This is a genomic window from Neisseria flavescens, from assembly GCF_005221285.1.
In the GTDB taxonomy this organism is placed as follows: Bacteria; Pseudomonadota; Gammaproteobacteria; order Burkholderiales; family Neisseriaceae; genus Neisseria; species Neisseria flavescens.
Window position 1 is genome coordinate 2,007,288 of sequence record NZ_CP039886.1, and the last position, 19,075, is coordinate 2,026,362.

The 19,075-nt window shown below is 49.5% G+C and carries 18 protein-coding genes; 12 read left to right on the forward strand and 6 right to left on the reverse strand.

The features are described from left to right. Positions 1–41: 41 nt before the first annotated feature. Positions 42–983: an ABC transporter ATP-binding protein gene (locus tag FAH67_RS10240; RefSeq protein ID WP_039864479.1), complete on the reverse strand. Its 942-nt coding sequence runs from the start codon at positions 981–983 to the stop codon at positions 42–44. Between the two features lie 15 nt (positions 984–998). Beyond that, complete coding sequence (locus tag FAH67_RS10245) at positions 999–1,889, reverse strand: NUDIX hydrolase (RefSeq protein ID WP_003682776.1); 891 nt, start codon at positions 1,887–1,889, stop codon at positions 999–1,001. 126 nt (positions 1,890–2,015) lie between these two features. Here FAH67_RS10245 and FAH67_RS10250 point away from each other — a divergent pair, with 126 nt between their 5' ends. From FAH67_RS10250 to FAH67_RS10280, 7 genes are all read left to right on the forward strand, one after another. After that, positions 2,016–2,600 carry a beta-class carbonic anhydrase gene (locus FAH67_RS10250; protein WP_003682777.1) on the forward strand — a complete coding sequence of 195 codons (585 nt, stop codon included), beginning with the start codon at positions 2,016–2,018 and terminating at the stop codon, positions 2,598–2,600. 18 nt (positions 2,601–2,618) lie between these two features. After that, positions 2,619–3,224, forward strand: a complete 606-nt coding sequence (gene nadD / locus FAH67_RS10255; RefSeq protein WP_003682779.1) for a nicotinate-nucleotide adenylyltransferase — start codon at positions 2,619–2,621, stop codon at positions 3,222–3,224. Between the two features lie 58 nt (positions 3,225–3,282). Continuing rightward, a complete protein-coding gene (gene rsfS / locus FAH67_RS10260; RefSeq protein WP_002246503.1) occupies positions 3,283–3,669 on the forward strand; it encodes a ribosome silencing factor in 387 nt (128 codons plus the stop codon). Between the two features lie 108 nt (positions 3,670–3,777). Continuing rightward, on the forward strand, positions 3,778–5,172 hold the full coding sequence (hrpA, locus tag FAH67_RS10265; protein WP_003682783.1) for an ATP-dependent RNA helicase HrpA: 1,395 nt from the start codon (positions 3,778–3,780) through the stop codon (positions 5,170–5,172). 71 nt (positions 5,173–5,243) lie between these two features. Continuing rightward, complete coding sequence (locus tag FAH67_RS10270; RefSeq protein WP_003682785.1) at positions 5,244–6,074, forward strand: type II restriction endonuclease; 831 nt, start codon at positions 5,244–5,246, stop codon at positions 6,072–6,074. Next, positions 6,071–6,988: a DNA adenine methylase gene (locus tag FAH67_RS10275; protein ID WP_003682789.1), complete on the forward strand. Its 918-nt coding sequence runs from the start codon at positions 6,071–6,073 to the stop codon at positions 6,986–6,988. The genes FAH67_RS10270 and FAH67_RS10275 overlap by 4 nt, the downstream gene beginning before the upstream one ends. Positions 6,989–7,056: 68 nt before the next feature. Next, positions 7,057–9,945: a DUF3418 domain-containing protein gene (locus FAH67_RS10280; protein ID WP_112890777.1), complete on the forward strand. Its 2,889-nt coding sequence runs from the start codon at positions 7,057–7,059 to the stop codon at positions 9,943–9,945. Between the two features lie 38 nt (positions 9,946–9,983). On the opposite strand, the gene FAH67_RS12280 is transcribed toward FAH67_RS10280, so the two are convergent. Further along, positions 9,984–10,109, reverse strand: a complete 126-nt coding sequence (locus tag FAH67_RS12280) for a hypothetical protein (RefSeq protein ID WP_256593518.1) — start codon at positions 10,107–10,109, stop codon at positions 9,984–9,986. Between the two features lie 212 nt (positions 10,110–10,321). Here FAH67_RS12280 and drt2 point away from each other — a divergent pair, with 212 nt between their 5' ends. Beyond that, positions 10,322–11,650 (forward strand): antiviral reverse transcriptase Drt2, encoded by a 1,329-nt coding sequence (gene drt2 / locus FAH67_RS10290; protein ID WP_039864206.1) that lies wholly within the window; start codon positions 10,322–10,324, stop codon positions 11,648–11,650. Positions 11,651–12,025: 375 nt separating this feature from the next. Next, complete coding sequence (locus FAH67_RS10295) at positions 12,026–13,351, forward strand: hypothetical protein (protein ID WP_003681349.1); 1,326 nt, start codon at positions 12,026–12,028, stop codon at positions 13,349–13,351. A 321-nt stretch (positions 13,352–13,672) separates the two neighbouring features. Here the strand turns inward: FAH67_RS10295 and FAH67_RS10300 are convergent, their stop codons facing one another. The 3 genes from FAH67_RS10300 to FAH67_RS10310 all read right to left on the reverse strand — a co-directional run bounded on the left by FAH67_RS10300 (position 13,673) and on the right by FAH67_RS10310 (position 15,717). Beyond that, positions 13,673–14,443, reverse strand: coding sequence for a ParA family protein (locus FAH67_RS10300; protein ID WP_003681348.1), 771 nt, complete (start codon positions 14,441–14,443; stop codon positions 13,673–13,675). Positions 14,444–14,510: 67 nt separating this feature from the next. Then, positions 14,511–15,140 (reverse strand): 16S rRNA (guanine(527)-N(7))-methyltransferase RsmG, encoded by a 630-nt coding sequence (rsmG, locus tag FAH67_RS10305; RefSeq protein ID WP_003681346.1) that lies wholly within the window; start codon positions 15,138–15,140, stop codon positions 14,511–14,513. An 82-nt stretch (positions 15,141–15,222) separates the two neighbouring features. Further along, a complete protein-coding gene (locus FAH67_RS10310; protein ID WP_003681345.1) occupies positions 15,223–15,717 on the reverse strand; it encodes a hypothetical protein in 495 nt (164 codons plus the stop codon). A 432-nt stretch (positions 15,718–16,149) separates the two neighbouring features. Here FAH67_RS10310 and FAH67_RS10315 point away from each other — a divergent pair, with 432 nt between their 5' ends. The 3 genes from FAH67_RS10315 to FAH67_RS10325 all read left to right on the forward strand — a co-directional run bounded on the left by FAH67_RS10315 (position 16,150) and on the right by FAH67_RS10325 (position 18,984). Then, a complete protein-coding gene (locus FAH67_RS10315) occupies positions 16,150–17,622 on the forward strand; it encodes a malate:quinone oxidoreductase (RefSeq protein WP_039864204.1) in 1,473 nt (490 codons plus the stop codon). A gap of 143 nt (positions 17,623–17,765) precedes the next feature. Continuing rightward, positions 17,766–18,548: an indole-3-glycerol phosphate synthase TrpC gene (trpC, locus tag FAH67_RS10320; RefSeq protein WP_003681340.1), complete on the forward strand. Its 783-nt coding sequence runs from the start codon at positions 17,766–17,768 to the stop codon at positions 18,546–18,548. 64 nt (positions 18,549–18,612) lie between these two features. Further along, positions 18,613–18,984, forward strand: a complete 372-nt coding sequence (locus FAH67_RS10325) for a DUF488 domain-containing protein (RefSeq protein ID WP_003681338.1) — start codon at positions 18,613–18,615, stop codon at positions 18,982–18,984. The last annotated feature ends 91 nt before the right edge of the window (positions 18,985–19,075 follow it).

Sequence of the window (19,075 nt, forward strand, 5' to 3'; positions counted from 1 at the left end):
GGGATTTTGGGGAATTTTGCAAAGGTCTCAAGCCATCACATTCAATCAAACCAAACAATCTGACTTTCATCCACGCTGATGCGGATTTCCTGTCCGGTTTGCGGTTTGTCCGTATCGTGGTCGGCGTGGGGATACCAAATCAAATCGCCGTATTGCGGATGGGCGAGGGTAAGGCGTGTGCCTTCGGCGAGGGGGACGGCTTCGCTGATGCGGACGGCTGTGCCGTTCGGGTCGAATCGGATGGCGTGTTGGGGAATGTAGCGTGTGTCGCCGGTGTTGGCCAAACCGAGCAGCAGGGCGGCTTGGGCGTTGACGGGGCGGCGGATAAGGGTTTCCGGCGTGCCGTGTTGGAGAATGCGGCCTTCGTGCATGATGGCGATGGTGTCGGCCATGGTGCAGGCTTCCTCGGCGGAGTGGGTCACGAGGATGGCGGGAATGTTTTGACTGCGAATGCGTTCGGCGGTCAGGGTGCGCAGGTGGTGGCGCAGGTGGGTGTCGAGGCTGGAGAAGGCTTCATCCAAGAGCAACAGCGATGGGCGTGTGATTAAGGCGCGCGCGAGGGCGAGGCGTTGCTGTTCGCCGCCGGAGAGGCTTTCGGGTTTGCGTTGCGCTTCGTGTTCCAAACCGATGTCGCGCAAGGCCTGCATGGATTGTTCTTCGATTTCGGCTTTGGGCAGGCGGCGCATTTTGAGGCCGAAGCCGACGTTGTCGAGGGCGGTTAAATGCGGCAAAAGGGCGTAGTCTTGAAACATCAGCGAGATATTGCGCTTTTCAGACGGCATGTCGGTGATGTTGTCGCCGTTGAGCCAGACTTCGCCGCTGTCGGGACGCACCAGGCCGACGATGGTTTTGAGCAGGGTGGATTTTCCGCAGCCGGAGCGGCCGAGTACGGCGAGGATTTCGCCTGCTTCGACGTTTAGGTTGATGTCTTGGGCAACGGTTTTGCTGCCGAAGCGTTTGTTGATGTTTTTGAGTTGCAACATGGTTTCAGACGGCCTTTAAAAATGGGGTCGGCAACGGATGCTGTCGAGCCATGCGGACAGCGGATGTTTGGGGTTGATTAGGCCGTATCGACGGCAGGCTTCGATCGTGACCAACTGGGCATCGTGCATCATGTGTCCGCCCAACATGGCATCAAGCAGGGTGGGGATGTCCATCAGCTCAAAACCGGCGACTTCGCCGTCTTGGTTGGCGGGTTGGAAGCCTTCGGGCAGGACGATGTCGAAGATATACAGGATTTCGTTGTGGACACCGCGATTAACGGGGCGCAAACTATATATTTGGGCGGTCGGTTGGATATGGGGTGTTAGCGAAGCGGGAATGCCAGCTTCTTCTTCGCCTTCGCGGCAGACGGCTTCAGACGGCCTCTCGCCGCTGCTGATGCCGCCTCCGGTCAGGTTGTCGAGTTTGTTCGGATCGACGGCTTTGTGCGGACTGCGGCGGCCTATCCAAAAGCGCAAACCGTCTTCTGTTTCGACCAATCCGTTCAGATGTACCGCCTGACTCATCAGGCCGAACGGACGGAAGGCGGCGCGTTCGAGTGCGCATAAAGGCTTGCCCGACTGGTTGCAGATATCAAACTTTTCACCGCGCCAACCTTTGAGCCAACCGCACTCGCGCCATTGTTGCGCCAGCGTTTGCAAACTGTCGCCCATCTGAGTCCAGCTGTCGGTTTCCAAATTCAGGCCGTCTGAAAGGGTTGACTGCCTGCCTGTCCAATCTTGTCCGAGGCGTTCGCGCCATAACGGGTTCAGACGGCCTAAAGGCAGGCCGTTGAGATACAGAATGCACCAATCGTCGGATGCGCCATAGCTTGTCTGCGCCCAATCCCATAATGCGTCGTGGACATCGGGTGTGAATACCTGTTCAAAACGGAAAGACTGAGACATGGCGCATCCTCCAAAAGAACTAAAGATACGTCGATTTTAGCCGTTTACGGCGAATTTGCAAAACAACCATACCCCTTGAAAACCGCTATAATAGAGTAAACCATCCGAAACGAGCACATCATCATCATGAGTGAATTGACTGATATCCTTTCCTACAACCAACATTTCGTTGAATCAGGAGAGTACGAAAAATATTTCACCAACAAATACCCCGGCCGCGAGCTGGCCATTCTTTCCTGTATGGACGCACGCATTATCGAATTGTTGCCCAATGCCTTGGGCTTGAAAAACGGCGATGCCAAGCTCATCAAAAACGCCGGTGCGCTGGTGACCCACCCTTGGGGTTCGGTGATGCGCAGTTTGTTGGTGGCCGTATTTGAACTCAAAGTCAAAGAAATCATGGTCATTGCCCACCACGACTGCGGTATGCGCGGACTGCACGCCGAAGAGTTCCTCCAACGCGTACACGACAGCAATATCCCCGACGACCGCATCGAAACTCTGCGCAATGCCGGTATCGATTTGGACGGCTGGCTGACCGGTTTTGACAACGTCGAAGACAGCGTGCGCCATACCGTCAAGCTGATTCGCAAACATCCGCTGATGCCCGACAACATTGCCATCCACGGCCTGGTCATCCACCCGACCACAGGTAAGCTCAACCTGATTGTTGACGGCAGCCTGCCTGCTTCAGACGGCCAAAACATCTAACGCAGACACCACCACGAAATGAAAAACATCGGATTATTCGGCGGCACGTTTGACCCCATCCACAACGGCCACCTCCATATTGCCCGCGCCTTCGCCGACGAAATCGGTTTGGACCTTGTCGTCTTCCTGCCGGCAGGCGACCCGTACCACAAAGACAGCACGCGCACGCCGACACAAGAGCGCCTCAATATGGTCGAACTCGCCATTGCCGACGAGCCGAAATTCGCCGCCAGCGACTGCGACATCGTCCGCGACGGCGCAACTTATACGTTTGACACCGTCCAAATCTTCCGCCAGCAGTTTCCCGGCGCGCAACTGTGGTGGCTGATGGGCAGCGACAGCCTGATGCAGCTACACACATGGAAAAAATGGCAAACCCTCGTGCGGCATACTAATATCGCCATCGCCATGCGACAGGGTGACAACCTCAACAAAACCCCGCGCGAATTGCACGCATGGCTCGGCGAAGCCCTGCAAAACGGCAGCGTCCGCATCCTCAACGCGCCGCTGCACAACACCAGCTCCACCCAAATCCGTGCCGATCTCGCCAAAACGCACCATTCAGACGGCCTGCCGCAACCCGTTGCCCAATACATCCGCCAACACAAACTCTATGAAAAATAGCGTTTATTCAGGCAGATAAGCTATAATGCCGTCTGAAAACATTTCAACTAGGAAAATAATGAACGAACAAGAATTGCAAGACCTGCAAAAAATGGTCGAAGTGGCCGTAAACGCTCTCGAAGACATCAAAGCCAAAGACATCTCTGTTTTGGAAACCCAAGACAAAACCTCCCTGTTTGCCCGCATGATTATTGCCAGCGGCGACAGCACACGCCAAGTCAAAGCATTGGCGAACAACGTTGCCGTCGATTTGAAAGAAGCCGGTTTTGAAATCCTCAGCACCGAAGGCGACAGCGGCGAATGGACGCTCGTCGACGCAGGCGACCTCGTTGTCCACGTCATGCTCCCTGCCGTGCGCGACTTCTACGACATCGACACCTTGTGGGGCGGAGAAAAACCGAGTTTCCATGCCGGTATGCAAAAACCTTGGCACGCCGCCGACTAAAACGGTTTATCCATACAAAGGCCGTCTGAAACTTGAAAGCAAGCAAGTTTCAGACGGCCTTTTGCTATAATTCCATTCTTTTCACATTATTTAATTTATTGCACCATCATGCCGCAACCCGATTTCGCCCAAACCCTCTCCAAAGACCGCCATTTTCTGCGATCTGCCTTTAAAAACCCGAATAAATACGGTGGCTTGGCCAAGGTTGAGGAAAAATACAAAAAATCGCACGACCTCTATCTGCAACGCCTGTCCAAACTGCCCAAGCCCGAATTCGACAACACGCTGCCCGTTCACGAAAAACTCGACGAAATCAAAAAAGCCATTGCCGAGAATCAGGTAACGATTATTTGCGGCGAAACCGGTTCTGGCAAAACCACGCAGCTGCCCAAGATTTGTTTGGAACTCGGGCGCGGGGCGGCAGGATTGATCGGGCATACCCAGCCACGCCGTTTGGCCGCGCGTTCCGTAGCAGAGCGGATTGCCGAAGAGCTGAAATCGGAAATCGGCAGCGCGGTCGGCTATAAAGTACGCTTCACCGACCACACCTCGCGCGATGCCTGCGTCAAGCTGATGACCGACGGCATCCTGCTGGCGGAAACGCAGACCGACCGTTATCTCGCCGCCTACGACACCATCATCATCGACGAAGCGCACGAGCGCAGCCTGAACATCGACTTCCTCTTGGGCTACCTAAAACAACTCCTGCCGCGCCGCCCTGACTTGAAAGTCATCATCACCTCGGCAACGATAGACGCAGAACGCTTCTCCCGACACTTCAACGGCGCGCCCGTGCTGGAAGTGAGCGGGCGCACCTATCCCGTCGAAATCCTCTACCGACCGCTGACCGGCAAAGACGAAGACGACGCAGAAGTCGAGCTGACCGACGCGATTGTCGATGCCGCCGACGAATTGGCGCGATATGGCGAAGGCGATATTTTGGTGTTCCTGCCGGGCGAACGCGAAATCCGCGAAGCCGCCGAAGCCCTGCGCAAATCCACACTGCGCCGCAACGACGAAATCCTGCCCCTGTTCGCACGCCTGTCGCACGCCGAACAGCACAAAATCTTCCACCCCTCCGGCGCAAAACGACGCATCGTGCTGGCAACCAACGTCGCTGAAACCTCGCTCACCGTGCCGGGCATCAAATACGTCATCGACACCGGCCTCGCACGCGTCAAACGCTATTCCACACGGGCGAAAGTGGAGCAGCTTCATATCGAAAAAATCTCCCAAGCCGCCGCCCGCCAACGATCCGGCCGCTGCGGACGCGTCTCCGCAGGCGTGTGTATCCGACTGTTTTCAGAAGAAGATTTTAACAGCCGTCCCGAATTTACCGACCCCGAAATCGTCCGCAGCAACCTCGCCGCCGTCATCCTGCGCATGGCAGCATTGAAACTCGGCGATGTGGCAGCATTCCCGTTTTTAGAAATGCCCGATTCACGGTATATCAATGACGGTTTTCAGGTGTTGTTGGAGTTGGGGGCGGTGGAGGCCGTCTGAAAACAGGCAGATCGGACATTTATGCCCGAAAAATTTTAAATTCAAACGAAATTTTAAATTTGGAAAATATTATGAATAACAATCAAACAATTAAACAATATTTTGAAAACAACCTACGCCATTTTGTGCAAGATTTATCTAATGAAATTAGTGATTCGCACGGAAAATGGTCAATTAAGGGATTTATAGACATTTATAAAAATATCTACACGATTTCTTCCGATACAAAGATTATTTCTAAAATTCTAGAAATCCATTTATTTCCATTATTAGTACAATTTGCAACTAAATATGGTTACAAAATTGTATTGGCTGAACATCAAAATTATTACCCAGATATTTCGTTCGTGGATATTAAAAATGAAAATATACGTTTTGCATTGGATTTAAAAACCACGTATCGCAAAACCGAAACTTTATGTAACGGGTTTACATTAGGTTCGCATGGAGCATATTTTACAGATAGAAATGGTACCAAGAATATCCAATTTCCCTACAACAGCTATTTAGGACATTATTGTTTAGGTGTAATTTATAATAGGACATCTCCAGAAAAAATAGATGAAACAAAAGTTTTTAATTTAGAACAGCTCAATACAATTAGTTCTGTAATTGGAGATTTCCAATTTTTTGTTGCAGAGAAATGGAAAATTGCCAGCGATAAAAGCGGCAGTGGAAATACTGCCAATATCGGTAGCATTCAAAATATTCAAGATATTTTGAATGGAAACGGAATGTTTTCTAAATTAGGAGAAGAATGGTTTGATGATTATTGGATAAATTACAGAAAAATTAAAGACAGCAACGGAAAACTAATTACTAATTTATTGGATTTTGTAATGTACAAAAATGGTGATACTAGTTTAATTGTCAATAAAAATAATAAAGGTAGTAAAAAATGAAAGTAATTGTACCACCCATTAAGTCTCAAGGAATAAAAACCAAACTTGTTCCTTGGATTGCTGATTATGTACCTAAAGATTTCTCAGGCACTTGGATAGAACCTTTCATGGGCACCGGTGTTGTTGCATTCAATCTTGCGCCACACAAGGCTTTGGTATGTGATACTAATCCACACCTTATCCGTTTTTATCAAGCTATTCAAACAGGTGAAATCAATGCCAATATAACAAAATCTTATTTAAATAAGGAAGGTGCTTTACTTTTGGAAAATGGTGAGCAGCATTACTACAGCGTTCGAGATCGATTTAATTTACATGGCAACCCGCTGGATTTTTTATTTCTAAATCGCTCAGGTTTTAACGGTATGATTCGGTTTAATAAAAAGGGGGAGTTCAACATTCCGTTTTGCCGCAAGCCGCAACGCTTTGCGCAAGCATATGTAACCAAAATTGTAAATCAAGTTGATACAGTAAGTAAAATCATCGCTACAAAATCTTTTGAGTTTATCTGCCAAAGTTTTGAAGAGACTATTTTACAAGCTAAAGCAGGGGATTTAATTTATTGCGACCCTCCTTATATTGATCGCCATTCAGATTACTTTAATACTTGGACAGAAAAAGACGAACAACATTTACATCAATTATTAGATAACCAAGGAGTATCATTTATTTTATCTACATGGCATCACAATCGTTATCGTAAAAACCAATATATCAATGATTTATGGTCTGATTTTTCCGTTTCAATTAGAGAGCATTTTTACCATGTTGGTGCAAAAGAGGGGAATCGAAATTTAATGATAGAAGCGTTAATCAGTAATTTATCCTGCACAACAAATACTCCGATCGATGTACATTTGAAACAGCAGACAAATTTGTTTGCTTGTTTAGATTTAGAAAACATGCGTAGTTAAGGCACTTATCCTCGAATCACAAAACCATGTTGGGCATCAATGTCCAACCTACACCATCTGTTAAAACCATGCAAAACACACCCAGCCCCCCCCCTCCTCCTCGCTACCGTCTGACCAAGCTCGGCGAACAAATGGCGCGCCTGCCCATTGACCCGAAAATCGCACGCATCTTGCTGGCGGCGAAGAAACACGACTGTATGGCGGAAATATTGGTGATTGCGTCTGCGCTGTCGATTCAAGACCCGCGCGAGCGGCCGTTGGAAGCGCGCGATGCCGCGACCAAGGCGCACGAGCGTTTTACCGACAAGCAGTCCGATTTTCTTGCCTATCTGAATATTTGGGACAGCTTCCAGCGCGAGCGCGACAAAAGCTTGTCCAACAAGCAGTTGGTGCAGTGGTGTCGCCAATATTTCCTGTCGCACCTGCGGATGCGCGAGTGGCGCGAGCTGCACCACCAGCTTGCCCAAACTGCGATTGAAATGGGTTTGACCACCAAAGAAGCCGCGTTTAGACGACCTCCTACCCAAGAACAATTAAGGCCGTCTGAAAGCAAAGGCGACCAAGATTTGGCGGCAAAGCTCAAACAAAAACAACTGGATAAGAAGCAACACCGTGCCCAAATCCGCGCCGCCAAAGAAGCGGGCTACGAACAAATCCACCGCGCCCTGCTCACCGGCCTTATCGCCAACGTCGGCATGAAATCGCCCGACGGCAACGACTACACCGGCGCGCGCGGCAGCCGCTTCCACCTTTTCCCAGCATCAGCCTTGTTCAAAGCCAAACCTAAATGGGTGATGGCGGCAGAATTGGTTGAAACCACGCGCCTTTACGCGCGCGACGTCGCCGTCATCCAGCCCGAATGGATCGAGCAGGAAGCGCCGCACCTCGTCCGCTATCATTATTTCGAGCCTCACTGGGAACAAAAACGCGGTGAAGTCATCGCCAGCGAACGCGTAACACTTTACGGCCTGACCGTATTGCCGCGCCGCCCCGTGTCTTACGGCAAAATTGCGCCCGAAGAAGCACGCGAAATCTTTATCCGCGGCGCATTGGTGGCGCAGGAAAGTAATCTTCAGACGGCTTTTTTTGCCCATAACAAAAAGCTGATTAAAGAAATTACCGAACTCGAACACAAATCTCGTAAGCAAGACGTATTGGTCGATGACGAAGCCCTGTTTGCGTTTTATAACGAACGCCTGCCCGATTTTTATACGGCGGACGCGGTTTCAGACGGCCTGCATCCTGCAAACCCTCAGCAACCCGCCCCCTCCCCCGTGGGGGAGGGCTGGGGAGAGGGCAAAACAGTTGCCGCTCAAACCAACTTTTCCGCAGCCGCAGTAAGCCCTCTCCCTAACCCTCTCCCGCAGGAGAGGGAACAGAGTGCCGCAGCTTCAACAGTTTCAGACGACCCCAAAACCAAAAAGCAGCCTGCACCTCAAAAAGGCCGTCTGAAACCTTTGCCCCTTGCCGATATCCGCACCTTCCAAGCCTGGCTCAAAACCGCCGAACGCGACAATCCGCGCCTGCTGTTCCTTAGCCGCGACGATTTGATGCAACACGCTGCCGCGCACATTACCGAAGAGCAGTTCCCCAAATTTTGGCAAACCGCAGACGGCAAGTTCAAACTTTCCTACCGCTTCGAGCCACACCATCCGCTCGACGGGGTGACCATGACCGTGCCGCTGACCGTCCTCAACCGCCTGCACGCGCCGTCGCTCGAATGGCTGGTGCCCGGTATGTTGCGCGAAAAAATCCAGCTGCTGATTAAAGCACTGCCGAAGCAAATCCGCCGCATTTGTGTGCCCGTACCCGATTTCATCACCAAATTTCTCGAAAGCAATCCCGACCGCCAAGCGGCCATCATTCCCCAGTTGGCGCACTTTATCGCCAAAAGTGCCGGCGATATGCGGATTCTCGAGCAAATCGACCAAGACGCATGGGCGGCGCAAGAATTGCCCGAACACTGCTATCTGAATCTGCGCATTGTCGACGACGGCGGACAAGAGCTTGCCGGCGGCCGCAAACTGCACGAATTGCAACAACAACTCGGCCAAGCCGCCACCGTCACCTTCCGCGACAACACCCAAGAATTTGAGCGCGACAACGTTACCGCATGGGACATCGGCATCCTGCCCGAATCCATCAAATTCGCCCGCGGCAAACAACAGCTTACCGGCTATCTCGGCCTGCAAAAAGAAAAAGACGGCCGCATCGCCCTGCGCCTATTTGACACCACCGAAGCCGCCGAACAGGCACACCGTCAAGGTGTCATCGAATTAATGAAGCTGCAATTAAAAGAGCAGGTGAAAGATTTGAACAAAGGCATCCAGGGCTTTACCCAAGCCGCCATGCTGCTCAAACACATCAACGCCGACACCCTGCGCGACGACCTCACCCAAGCCGTCTGCGACCGCGCCTTTATCGGCGAAGACAAGCTGCCGCGCAACGAAAAAGCCTTCAAAGAACAAATCAAACGCGCCCGCAGCCGCCTGCCCGCCGTCAAAGAAGCCCTCAGCCACTACCTGCAGGAAACCGCCGCCGCCTACGCCGAACTGAACGGCAAACTCGGCAAACACCCGCTCACCCTCCTCATACGCCAACGCCTGCAAACCCTGCTCGCCGCCGGCTTCGCCACCCATACCCCATGGGCACAATGGCCACGTCTCCCCATCTACCTCAAAGCCATGACCCTGCGCCTCGAAAAATACAGCGGCAACCCCACCCGCGACGCAGCCCGCGAAGCCGATATACAGGAGTTGGAACAAATGTGGCAGGAAAAAACCGACGGCTTGGTGAAACAAGGACAACCCGTTTCAGACGATCTCGCCGCGTTTAGATGGATGATTGAAGAATTGAGAGTGTCGCTATTCGCGCAGGAATTGAAGACACCGTATCCGGTGTCGGTGAAGAGGTTGATGAAGGAGTGGGAGAAACTAGATAAATATCAAACTCGTTAAGCAGTTCCATTTACATATTTACGCTAAATGAGTTATAATTACAATGCCTGTTTAGTTTGAGCGAACAGGGACTTCAGCAGACTGTCAAGGTCAAGGTAGGCTTGGAAACTTGCCGCCAACCAAGACAGGGCTATCCACAGGAAATGTATGATGATTATTGTCATATTTTCATCCTTGATAGTTATTGTTTGAGTATAACTCATCTTTAGCATATCACGCGGTCTCATAAAGTTGTAAGTCATGCATCATTATGTAAACGGTGCTTTTTAGAAGTGCTTTGCTATACTAGGGGCTGTTAATTATCTGAACTGATAATTAGGGACTACCGCAATCCTAAGCTCCTAGTTTTGCTAATCTTTAAAACACGTTCAATTTTATGAGTACATCTAATCCATCTTGGTATAAATGCAGAGGGTATTTGCATTTTGATTCTCCTATAAATTCACGACAAGCTATTTCTCTTGTAACATCTCCTAAGAAGGTTGTTACTCATAGTTTTTATCCATTTTTATCTTGTACTTTATCCATGCCAAAAGTTAAGAAAGAAAATGGTGAACTTAAAAGAGGTGCAAAAGAAAGAGAAATAGCATATGCATCTCACAAAGATAGCCATATATTTAGCTATTACACTCATATTCTGAATGAAAAATATGAAAATCTAATAGAAAATAAATATTCTAGCATCAATAATTCTGTATTAGCTTTTAGAAAGTTAGGGAAAAGTAATATTGAATTTGCGAAATATGCATTTGATTATATTTTAAAACATAAAAACTGTTCAGTGATAGCACTTGATATATCAAATTTTTTTGGAAACATAGACCATAATATATTAAAAGCAAAATGGAAGAAAATAATTTCAAATGGTACATTACCTCCTGACCATTTTGCAGTCTTTAAGGCAATAACTCAATATTCAATTATTAAAAAAGAAATTGCATTTAAAGAATTTGGTATATCTATTCACACACCTAGAAGTAATAGTAGAAAACAAATTTGCTCACCTGAAGAGTTTAGAAAATTTAGGGATAAATTTAACGATACACTATTTAAAGGTAATCAAGTTATTTATTCTAACAAAGGAATGGGGAAAGGTATTCCACAAGGATCTCCAATAAGTGCATTATTATCAAATATTTATATGATTGATTTTGATATAATTGTTCAAGATATAATTCAAGAAAAAAATGGACTGTACATGAGGTATTGTGATGATATTTTGTGTATTATACCTTCTGATGAATTAGAAATTATTCGTACATTTATCAAAAATGAAATTAAAAAATTAAAATTAGACATCAATGAAAAAAAGACAGAGATAGTTAACTTCAAATTTGATCAAGAAAAAAATAAAATTACAAATGATAAAAAATTACAATATCTTGGTTTTATAATAAAGGATGAATCAATTACTATTCGTCCTGCAGCATTTACAAAATATTCAAAAAAAATGAAGCGTGGAGTTAGTTTAGCAAAACAAACACAAAGAAAATATAATAAAATACGAGAACTAAACGGTAAAGAAAAGAAAAAAATATTTAAACATAAATTATTTGTAACATATTCTCATCTTGGTAAACGAAATTTTGTTTCGTATGGTAAGAGAGCAGCTAGGATTATGCAATCAAAGCAAATTAGAAAACAGTTAAAACCATTATTCAATAGATTAAAAGCAAGAATTAAAGATTCTGACACATTAGAATAATTTAAGTTGTTATGAAAATAACCACTCCAAAAGGTCGTCTGAAACCCATTTTCAGACGACCTTTTGCCACTTCGCAAAACAAGAATTCCCACCCTCCTCTCCCCAAACGTCGTCTGAACCAGTAAACTTCCCATGTTTCAACAACTTCTTGGAAGTAAACCATGTCCGGTATCCACCTACCCCGCCTATTTCCGCCCCACATCGCCGAACGCGGTCTACTGTATTTTCAGCAGGGCAAGGTTCGCGATGTCCAAAAAACTTCCGCCGGGCGTTATCGGGCGGAGGTGTGCGGTTCGGAAAACTATTCGGTATGGCTGAAGCTGGATAGTGATTTGTACATTAAGGACGGGGGCTGCTGGCTGGGCGTGCAAGCATATGGCGGCGTTGTGGTATGCGGTGCGCGAGCAAACTCAGGATAACCAGTCGGCAGAACCCGACACGCAGCAGCCTAAACAGGGCGGCAATCCGTATCGGCAGCAGCTCTCGCAAATCTTTTCCCGAACCCGATATTATGATTACTACGAAGCCGCCGATTTGGGCTTCAGGCTGCAAAACTGGTTGGAAGATGTGGCGCAGGAGGGACCGGCGGCGTTGCAGCAGGCTTTGCCTCTGTTGATACCGCGTTTACAGGATGCTTTTGAAAAGGCGGACGATTCGGACGGTATGTTGGGCGATGCTATGTATATGGCACTCGATCTGCTGGAAGAGGCGGTCATGGCAAACGTCCCGAAGCGTTTGATTAATTTTTTGGACAAATGCTTGGACGACAGCCGCTATTTTGATTTCTCGGAGGCAGGCAATAAAATCTACCAAATCCGCGCCCGAATCTGGCGGCTGCGCGGCGAATGGCAGGCGTGGCAAGATTATGTGGAGAAACGTTTGGCTGCTACCGAGCCGGGTTGGGAACATGAATTTTGGGCATTCGAGGGTTGGCAGGTTTTGCAGGCGAAAGGTGATACTGCTGCCACGCAGGATTATTTCAGACGACATCTGCACCTGCCGCAATTCAGACAAATCGCGGTAGAACAAGCTGTCGGTCAGCAAGATTGGGCAGAAGCGGAACGCCTCTTACACAAAGGCATCAGCATTGCTGAAACTGAAGGAACACTCGGCACGGCGCACAAATGGAAGCTGCAACTTTTCGATGTATTAAAGGAAGCCAGCAAAGATGTCCGCGAAATCGCAGCGGATTTGGCGTTTTCCACCAGCCTTTCATTGCCGCATTATGAAGCGTGGAAAGCCACGTTTTTCGCCGCTGAATGGCCGCATGAATTCAACCGCCTGCTTGCGCGTTTGTCGGGTCAATATTCGCTGCAAGCTGAAATATTGGAGCATGAACAGGAATTTGACCGACTGCTTGCCCTATTGCAGCAACATCTTTCGTTGTACATGATGGAACGTTTTGCCCCGTCTTTCCCCGAGCCGTATCACGATCAAATCGTAGCTTGCTACCTGAAAATCTTTGCGGTTGAAATCCACGAAGCAAGCAACCGTAAGCAATACCGCCAGCTCTTGAACCAATTAAAGACCCTCCGCCGCCAATATTCCGCTCAACGGCAGGCGATGGAAGACTTTGCCGACGAAATCAGGGAGCAATATAGCGAAAAACCGCGCCGACCTGCGTTGCTGGAGGAATTGGATCGGGCGGGTTTTAGGAGAAAGCTGTTCATCTTCACTTTTGTAATGGATCTTTCCAAATAGGCTTAAAATCCTTACACATATTCAACGTATCGATTACTCGAAGTTTATGAATATTTAATACAGTCAGAAAATATAAGTGGAAATATTAAGTCTAAGTCGTATGAAGATATCCATAAGCAGGTATAGCCTACATCAAACCGCGTGCGTGCCTTTGGGCACGCACGCTACCTATGAATCATAAAGAATTTGAAATTTATGCGTAGGGTGTGTGCGGTACGCACGCACGCGGTCTTTTTTAAAAATGTTCTTTCCAACTAAACCAAAGGCCGTCTGAAAGTATTTCCCAACTTTCAGACGGCCTTTTTATATTCATATTTCTGTTTATTTTTCCAAACGCGCAATCAGTTCATCGGCCAAGTCGAGATAAGCCTGCGTGCCTTTGGCGTGGGCATCGTAGGCGAGGGCGGGGAGGCCGTGGCTGGGGGCTTCGGCGAGGCGGATGTTGCGGGGGATGACGGTGTCGAAGAGTAGGTTGCCGAAGTGTTGTTTGAGCTGTTCGCTGACTTCGACGACGAGGCGGCTGCGGCTGTCGTACATGGTGCGGACGATGCCGGTTACGTCGAGGTCGGGGTTGATGGCTTGGCGGATTTTGCGGACGGTAGCCACGAGGTCGGAAATGCCTTCGAGGGCGTAGTATTCACAAAGCATGGGAACGATGACGCCGTTGGCGGCGACCAGGCCGTTGAGGGTGAGCAGGGTTAGAGAAGGGGGGCAGTCGATGAGGACGTAGTCGTAGTTGTCGGCAACGAGCTGCAGGGCGTTTTTGAGGCGGATTTCGCGTGCGATTTCTTGGACGAGTTCGACTTCTGCGCCGGCCAGTGTGCGGTTGGCGCCCAATACGTCGTAGCCGCCTTCTTTGCTGCGGACGACGGCGTTGGGGATGTCGGTTTCGCCGAGGACAACTTGGTAAACGCCGTTTTCGATGGTGGCTTTGTTGATGCCGCTGCCTGTGGTGGCGTTGCCTTGGGGGTCGAGGTCGACGACGAGGACGCGGCGGCCTTTGGAGGCTAGGGAGGCGGCTAGGTTGACGGTGGTGGTGGTTTTGCCGACTCCGCCTTTTTGGTTGGCGACGGCGAGGATTTGTGCGCTCATGTGCTTTGCTGTCGTGTTAAGTGTGGATGGCTGGATTGTACCGTTATTCGGTATGCTTGGGTTGTTTTCAGACGGCCTTTTTGCGGATGATGACGATATGGCGTTCGGCATTGAGTTGAGGGACGTGCAATGCTTCGACTTTTTCGACGGTGACGCTTTCGGGTAGTTTGTCGATTTCTTCTTGCGGGTATACGCCTTTCATGGCCGCCCAGTAGCCGCCGTCTTTGAGGAGGTGCTCGGTCCAGTTGACGAAGTCGGCGAGTTCGGCAAAGGCGCGGCTGGTGATGACGTCGGCGCGGCAGTCGGCGGCGGCTTCTACGCGGCCGCTGATGACGCGGACGTTTTTAAGGTCGAGTTCGATGACGGCTTGTTGCAGAAAGGCGGTTTTTTTGGTGTTGGCATCGAGGAGGGTGATGTCGAGGTCTGGGCGGCAGATGGCGGTGGGTATGCCGGGCTGTCCGCCGCCGGAGCCGACGTCGAGCATGGTTTGCGCGTGTTCGATATAGGGCAGGAGGGTCAGGCTGTCGAGCAGGTGGTGGCTGACGGTTTGGGCGGGATCGCGCAGGGCGGTCAGGTTGTAGGTTTTGTTCCACTTTTGCAGCAGGGCGGCATAGTCTAGCAGTTTGGCCTGTTTGGCGTCGTCGATGTCCAAACCCAGTGCCTGTACGCCGTCGCGGAGCTGTTGCGCCTGATTCATTTGTTATTCCTTATTGGTTAAAACGCGTTGGATGTAATGGTAACGGAAAGCATGCCGTCTGAAAATGTTTGCGCCTGTTGAATCAACGTTTCATTTTGTGAAAGACGATGGGCTGCTCCGGCGCGCGCGTGAGCTGTTTGGGCAGGGTCAGCATGGCGATAATCCACACGGAGAGGGTGTAGTAGAACACGCCTTGTCCGCGCATACCGGCCAATGCGGCATTGCCTAAGATGGCTTCAAAAATCAAGCCTGCCGCCGCCGAGGCACACGCTGCGACACTGGCAAGGAAGATGGCGTAACGCGAATGCCGGCGCATCATTTTTTTATACGCCAGCTTGGTCAGTCCGCCGGAAATCGGCAGGTTGAGGAAGGCAAACATGCCGCAGACGAACCATGCGACGGAATCCTGCCAACCGCTTTGCCATGCCCACGCGCCGTCTTTGACTGTGACCAGCAGCCCTTGGCCGTCTGAAAAGGCGATTTGCACGATATTGTGCAATATCATCGCCAGCGGCAGGGTGAGGAACATCAGTGCGACCAATAGGGAGCGGTAGGGCTTTTCTTGAGTCAGGTACATGTCAGCTTGCCTTGGGGAAATAAGTTGAAATGATAGCAGATCGGCGGTTGATTCACGTTAGTTTGCCACCGAAATTGCTGACAAAAACAGTCAATTAAAAAAGAAATGAAAAATTCTTTTTTCTTGGCAAACATTGGCAGATAAAGGGTAAGAAAACGTTTTCAGACGGCATAATCTATTATTTTTATATGAACCGAACAGAAAATCTTTGCATTTCTCCGTAAAATCTACTAAATTCTCAATAACATATTATAAAGACCTGAAATCTGGAACCCAAACCGAAACTGCCTTCCGCCATTTACGCTCGGAAACTCAGCAGGCAACAAAAGTTTCACACACAACAAAATACAAAATAATTCCTATGAAATCAGTTGTTTATAATGATAGATAACCACAAGGCAAACCATGCCTGACTTTAGTAGGAGTAAAACCATGGCTGAAGCAACCGATGTCGTATTAGTAGGCGGCGGCATTATGAGCGCCACTTTAGGTGTATTGCTCAAAGAACTCGAACCATCTTGGGAAATCACCCTGATCGAACGCTTGGAAGATGTAGCGTTGGAATCATCAAATGCATGGAACAATGCCGGTACGGGACACTCTGCGCTGTGTGAATTGAACTATGCCCCCCTGACTGCCGACGGCACGATCGATCCGACCCGTGCCCTCAATATTGCCGAACAATTCCATATCAGCCGCCAATTTTGGGCGACTTTGGTCGAAGAAGGCAAACTGACCGACCGCACTTTCATCAATTCCGTCCCCCATATGTCGCTGGTGATGAACACCGACCATTGCAGTTATCTGCAAAAACGTTTCGACGTGTTCAAAACCCAAAAACTTTTTGAAAAAATGGAGTTTTCTACCGACCGCGCCAAAATTGCCGAATGGGCGCCGCTGGTTGTCAACGGTCGTGATGAAAGCCAACCCATTGCCGCCAACTACTCCGCCGAAGGTACGGACGTTGATTTCGGTAATCTGACCCGCCAAATGGTGCAATATCTGCGCGAAAAAGGCGTGAAAATGGAATTCAACCGCCATGTTGAAGACATCAAACGCGAATCTGACGGCGCGTGGGTACTCAAAACCTGTAACACCGAAAACCATGAAGACCATTTGACCCTCCGCACCCGCTTCCTCTTCCTCGGTGCAGGCGGCGGCGCACTGACCCTACTGCAAAAATCCGGTATTCCGGAAGGCAAAGGCTACGGCGGCTTCCCTGTTTCCGGCCTGTTCTTCCGCAACAGCAACCCTGAAACTGTTGTCCAACACAATGCCAAAGTGTACGGCCAAGCTTCCGTTGGCGCGCCTCCTATGTCCGTTCCACACTTGGATACCCGCAACGTGAACGGAGAACGCCATCTGATGTTCGGCCCATACGCAGGCTTCCGCCCCAACTTCCTCAAACAAGGCTCGCTCATGGATCTGCCGATGTCCATCCACATGGACAACCTCTATCCTATGCTCCGCGCCGGTTGGGCTAATATGCCGCTGACCAAATATCTCTTGGGCGAATTGCGTAAAACCAAAGAAGAACGCTTCACTTCGCTCTTAGAGTATTATCCGGAAGCCAATCCTGACGATTGGGAACTGATTACCGCCGGTCAACGCGTACAAATCATCAAAAAAGACCCGAAAAAAGGCGGCATACTCCAATTCGGTACCGAAATCGTCGCCCATGCCGACGGCTCGCTGGCCGCATTGCTGGGCGCGTCTCCAGGCGCATCAACCGCCGTGCCTTTGATGATTAAGCTGATCAACCAATGCTTCCCGGGCCGTATCGAGGCATGGTCAGGCCGTCTGAAAGAATTGGTGCCCGGCTACGGTATCAAGCTGAACGACAATCCGACTTTGGCGGACGAAATCATCAGCCACAACGCGACTGTTTTGGGCATTCATCACTAAATTGAAGCAGACACAAAGGCGGGCATTCTTGCCCGCCTTTTTTCAAACCATTAAAATAGCGGCATTCAGGCCGTCTAAAATCTAATCTGCGGCAGCATGTCGCACGATTCAAACCCGAAAATCAGCCCCAATAGAAAAACGCCATGACCGATATTCTCAACAAAATCCTTGCCACCAAAGCAGAAGAAGTGGCCGCCCAAAAAGCCGCCGTTTCCTTGGAAGACATCAAAGCCCAAGCGCTGGCTGCTGCGCCGGTTCGCAGCTTTATCGGCTCGATCCGTGAAAAACACGCGCAGAATCTGCCTGCCATTATTGCCGAAGTCAAAAAAGCCAGCCCGAGCAAAGGCCTGATCCGTCCTGATTTTCATCCTGCCGAAATCGCCGTTGCCTATGAAAAAGCCGGCGCGGCCTGTTTGTCCGTGTTGACGGACGAACCTTATTTCCAAGGCTCACCCGAGTATTTGAAACAGGCGCGTGCGGCTGTGGCGCTGCCGGTCTTGCGTAAAGATTTCATCATTGACGAATACCAAATCTATCAGGCGCGCGCGTGGGGTGCGGATGCGGTTCTTCTGATTGCCGCCGCCTTGGAAGCCGGGCAGCTTGAGCGTTTTGAAGCTGTTGCCCACGAATTGGGCATGACTGTATTGTTAGAATTGCACGATGCGTCCGAGCTGGAAAAATGCCGCAACATGACCACGCCGTTGTGGGGCGTCAACAACCGCAACCTGCGTACGTTTGAAGTGACCCTGCAACAAACCCTCGCCCTCTTGCCTGAATTGAACGGCAAAACCGTTGTAACCGAAAGCGGCATCCGCAACAAAGAAGACGTCGATTTCATGCGCAGCCACGGCGTGTATACTTTCCTGATCGGCGAAACCTTTATGCGAGCCGACGATATCGAAGCCGAAGTCAAAAAACTGTTTTAAATCCTAAAAAACATCAGGCTGTCTGAATTTTCAGACGGCCTGAATCGATTTGAAGGCAGACATAATGTTTACCGTACAACGCATTTACGCTTATCAGCCGAATCTCGAACAGACCGCCGTCTTTATCGACCGCCTCTATCCGCGCGGCGTCCGCAAAGAGGTCTTTGCCACTGCACTTTGGTTGAAAGACATTACGCCCAGTGCAAACCTGCGCCGCTGGTATCACGAAAATCCAGCTCAAAATTTCGACGGTTTTGTCAGCCGTTATCATGAAGAGCTGCACAATGAAACTGCACAAGCCGCCATCAAGCAGCTGCTGGATTTGGAGCGGCAACACGGCAATATCCTGCTGCTGACCGCCGTCAAAGATCCGCGACATTCCCACGTTTCTGCGCTGGCTCAATTTTTGGGTGTATCGTTTGAATATCGTGATTAGGTAAGGTATAGATGGAAATCTTGATTTAGGTGGTTTTTGTAGTAAACGGAAGTTAGCATTACTAATTTTTTGCTATTTTTCGTACTTGTTT

What these genes read in the sequence shown, in the direction of transcription:
- trpC (WP_003681340.1), top strand. Translation starts at nt 17,766, where the DNA reads ATGACCGATATTCTCAACAAAATCCTTGCCACCAAAGCAGAAGAAGTG.
- FAH67_RS10245 (WP_003682776.1), bottom strand. Translation starts at nt 1,889, where the DNA reads ATGTCTCAGTCTTTCCGTTTTGAACAGGTATTCACACCCGATGTCCAC.
- rsmG (WP_003681346.1), bottom strand. Translation starts at nt 15,140, where the DNA reads ATGAATCAGGCGCAACAGCTCCGCGACGGCGTACAGGCACTGGGTTTG.
- rsfS (WP_002246503.1), top strand. Translation starts at nt 3,283, where the DNA reads ATGAACGAACAAGAATTGCAAGACCTGCAAAAAATGGTCGAAGTGGCC.
- FAH67_RS10275 (WP_003682789.1), top strand. Translation starts at nt 6,071, where the DNA reads ATGAAAGTAATTGTACCACCCATTAAGTCTCAAGGAATAAAAACCAAA.
- FAH67_RS10250 (WP_003682777.1), top strand. Translation starts at nt 2,016, where the DNA reads ATGAGTGAATTGACTGATATCCTTTCCTACAACCAACATTTCGTTGAA.
- FAH67_RS10315 (WP_039864204.1), top strand. Translation starts at nt 16,150, where the DNA reads ATGGCTGAAGCAACCGATGTCGTATTAGTAGGCGGCGGCATTATGAGC.
- FAH67_RS10325 (WP_003681338.1), top strand. Translation starts at nt 18,613, where the DNA reads ATGTTTACCGTACAACGCATTTACGCTTATCAGCCGAATCTCGAACAG.
- FAH67_RS10240 (WP_039864479.1), bottom strand. Translation starts at nt 983, where the DNA reads ATGTTGCAACTCAAAAACATCAACAAACGCTTCGGCAGCAAAACCGTT.
- FAH67_RS10280 (WP_112890777.1), top strand. Translation starts at nt 7,057, where the DNA reads ATGCAAAACACACCCAGCCCCCCCCCTCCTCCTCGCTACCGTCTGACC.
- FAH67_RS12280 (WP_256593518.1), bottom strand. Translation starts at nt 10,109, where the DNA reads ATGACAATAATCATCATACATTTCCTGTGGATAGCCCTGTCTTGGTTG.
- FAH67_RS10310 (WP_003681345.1), bottom strand. Translation starts at nt 15,717, where the DNA reads ATGTACCTGACTCAAGAAAAGCCCTACCGCTCCCTATTGGTCGCACTG.
- FAH67_RS10300 (WP_003681348.1), bottom strand. Translation starts at nt 14,443, where the DNA reads ATGAGCGCACAAATCCTCGCCGTCGCCAACCAAAAAGGCGGAGTCGGC.
- FAH67_RS10270 (WP_003682785.1), top strand. Translation starts at nt 5,244, where the DNA reads ATGAATAACAATCAAACAATTAAACAATATTTTGAAAACAACCTACGC.
- hrpA (WP_003682783.1), top strand. Translation starts at nt 3,778, where the DNA reads ATGCCGCAACCCGATTTCGCCCAAACCCTCTCCAAAGACCGCCATTTT.
- nadD (WP_003682779.1), top strand. Translation starts at nt 2,619, where the DNA reads ATGAAAAACATCGGATTATTCGGCGGCACGTTTGACCCCATCCACAAC.
- FAH67_RS10295 (WP_003681349.1), top strand. Translation starts at nt 12,026, where the DNA reads ATGGCGGCGTTGTGGTATGCGGTGCGCGAGCAAACTCAGGATAACCAG.
- drt2 (WP_039864206.1), top strand. Translation starts at nt 10,322, where the DNA reads ATGAGTACATCTAATCCATCTTGGTATAAATGCAGAGGGTATTTGCAT.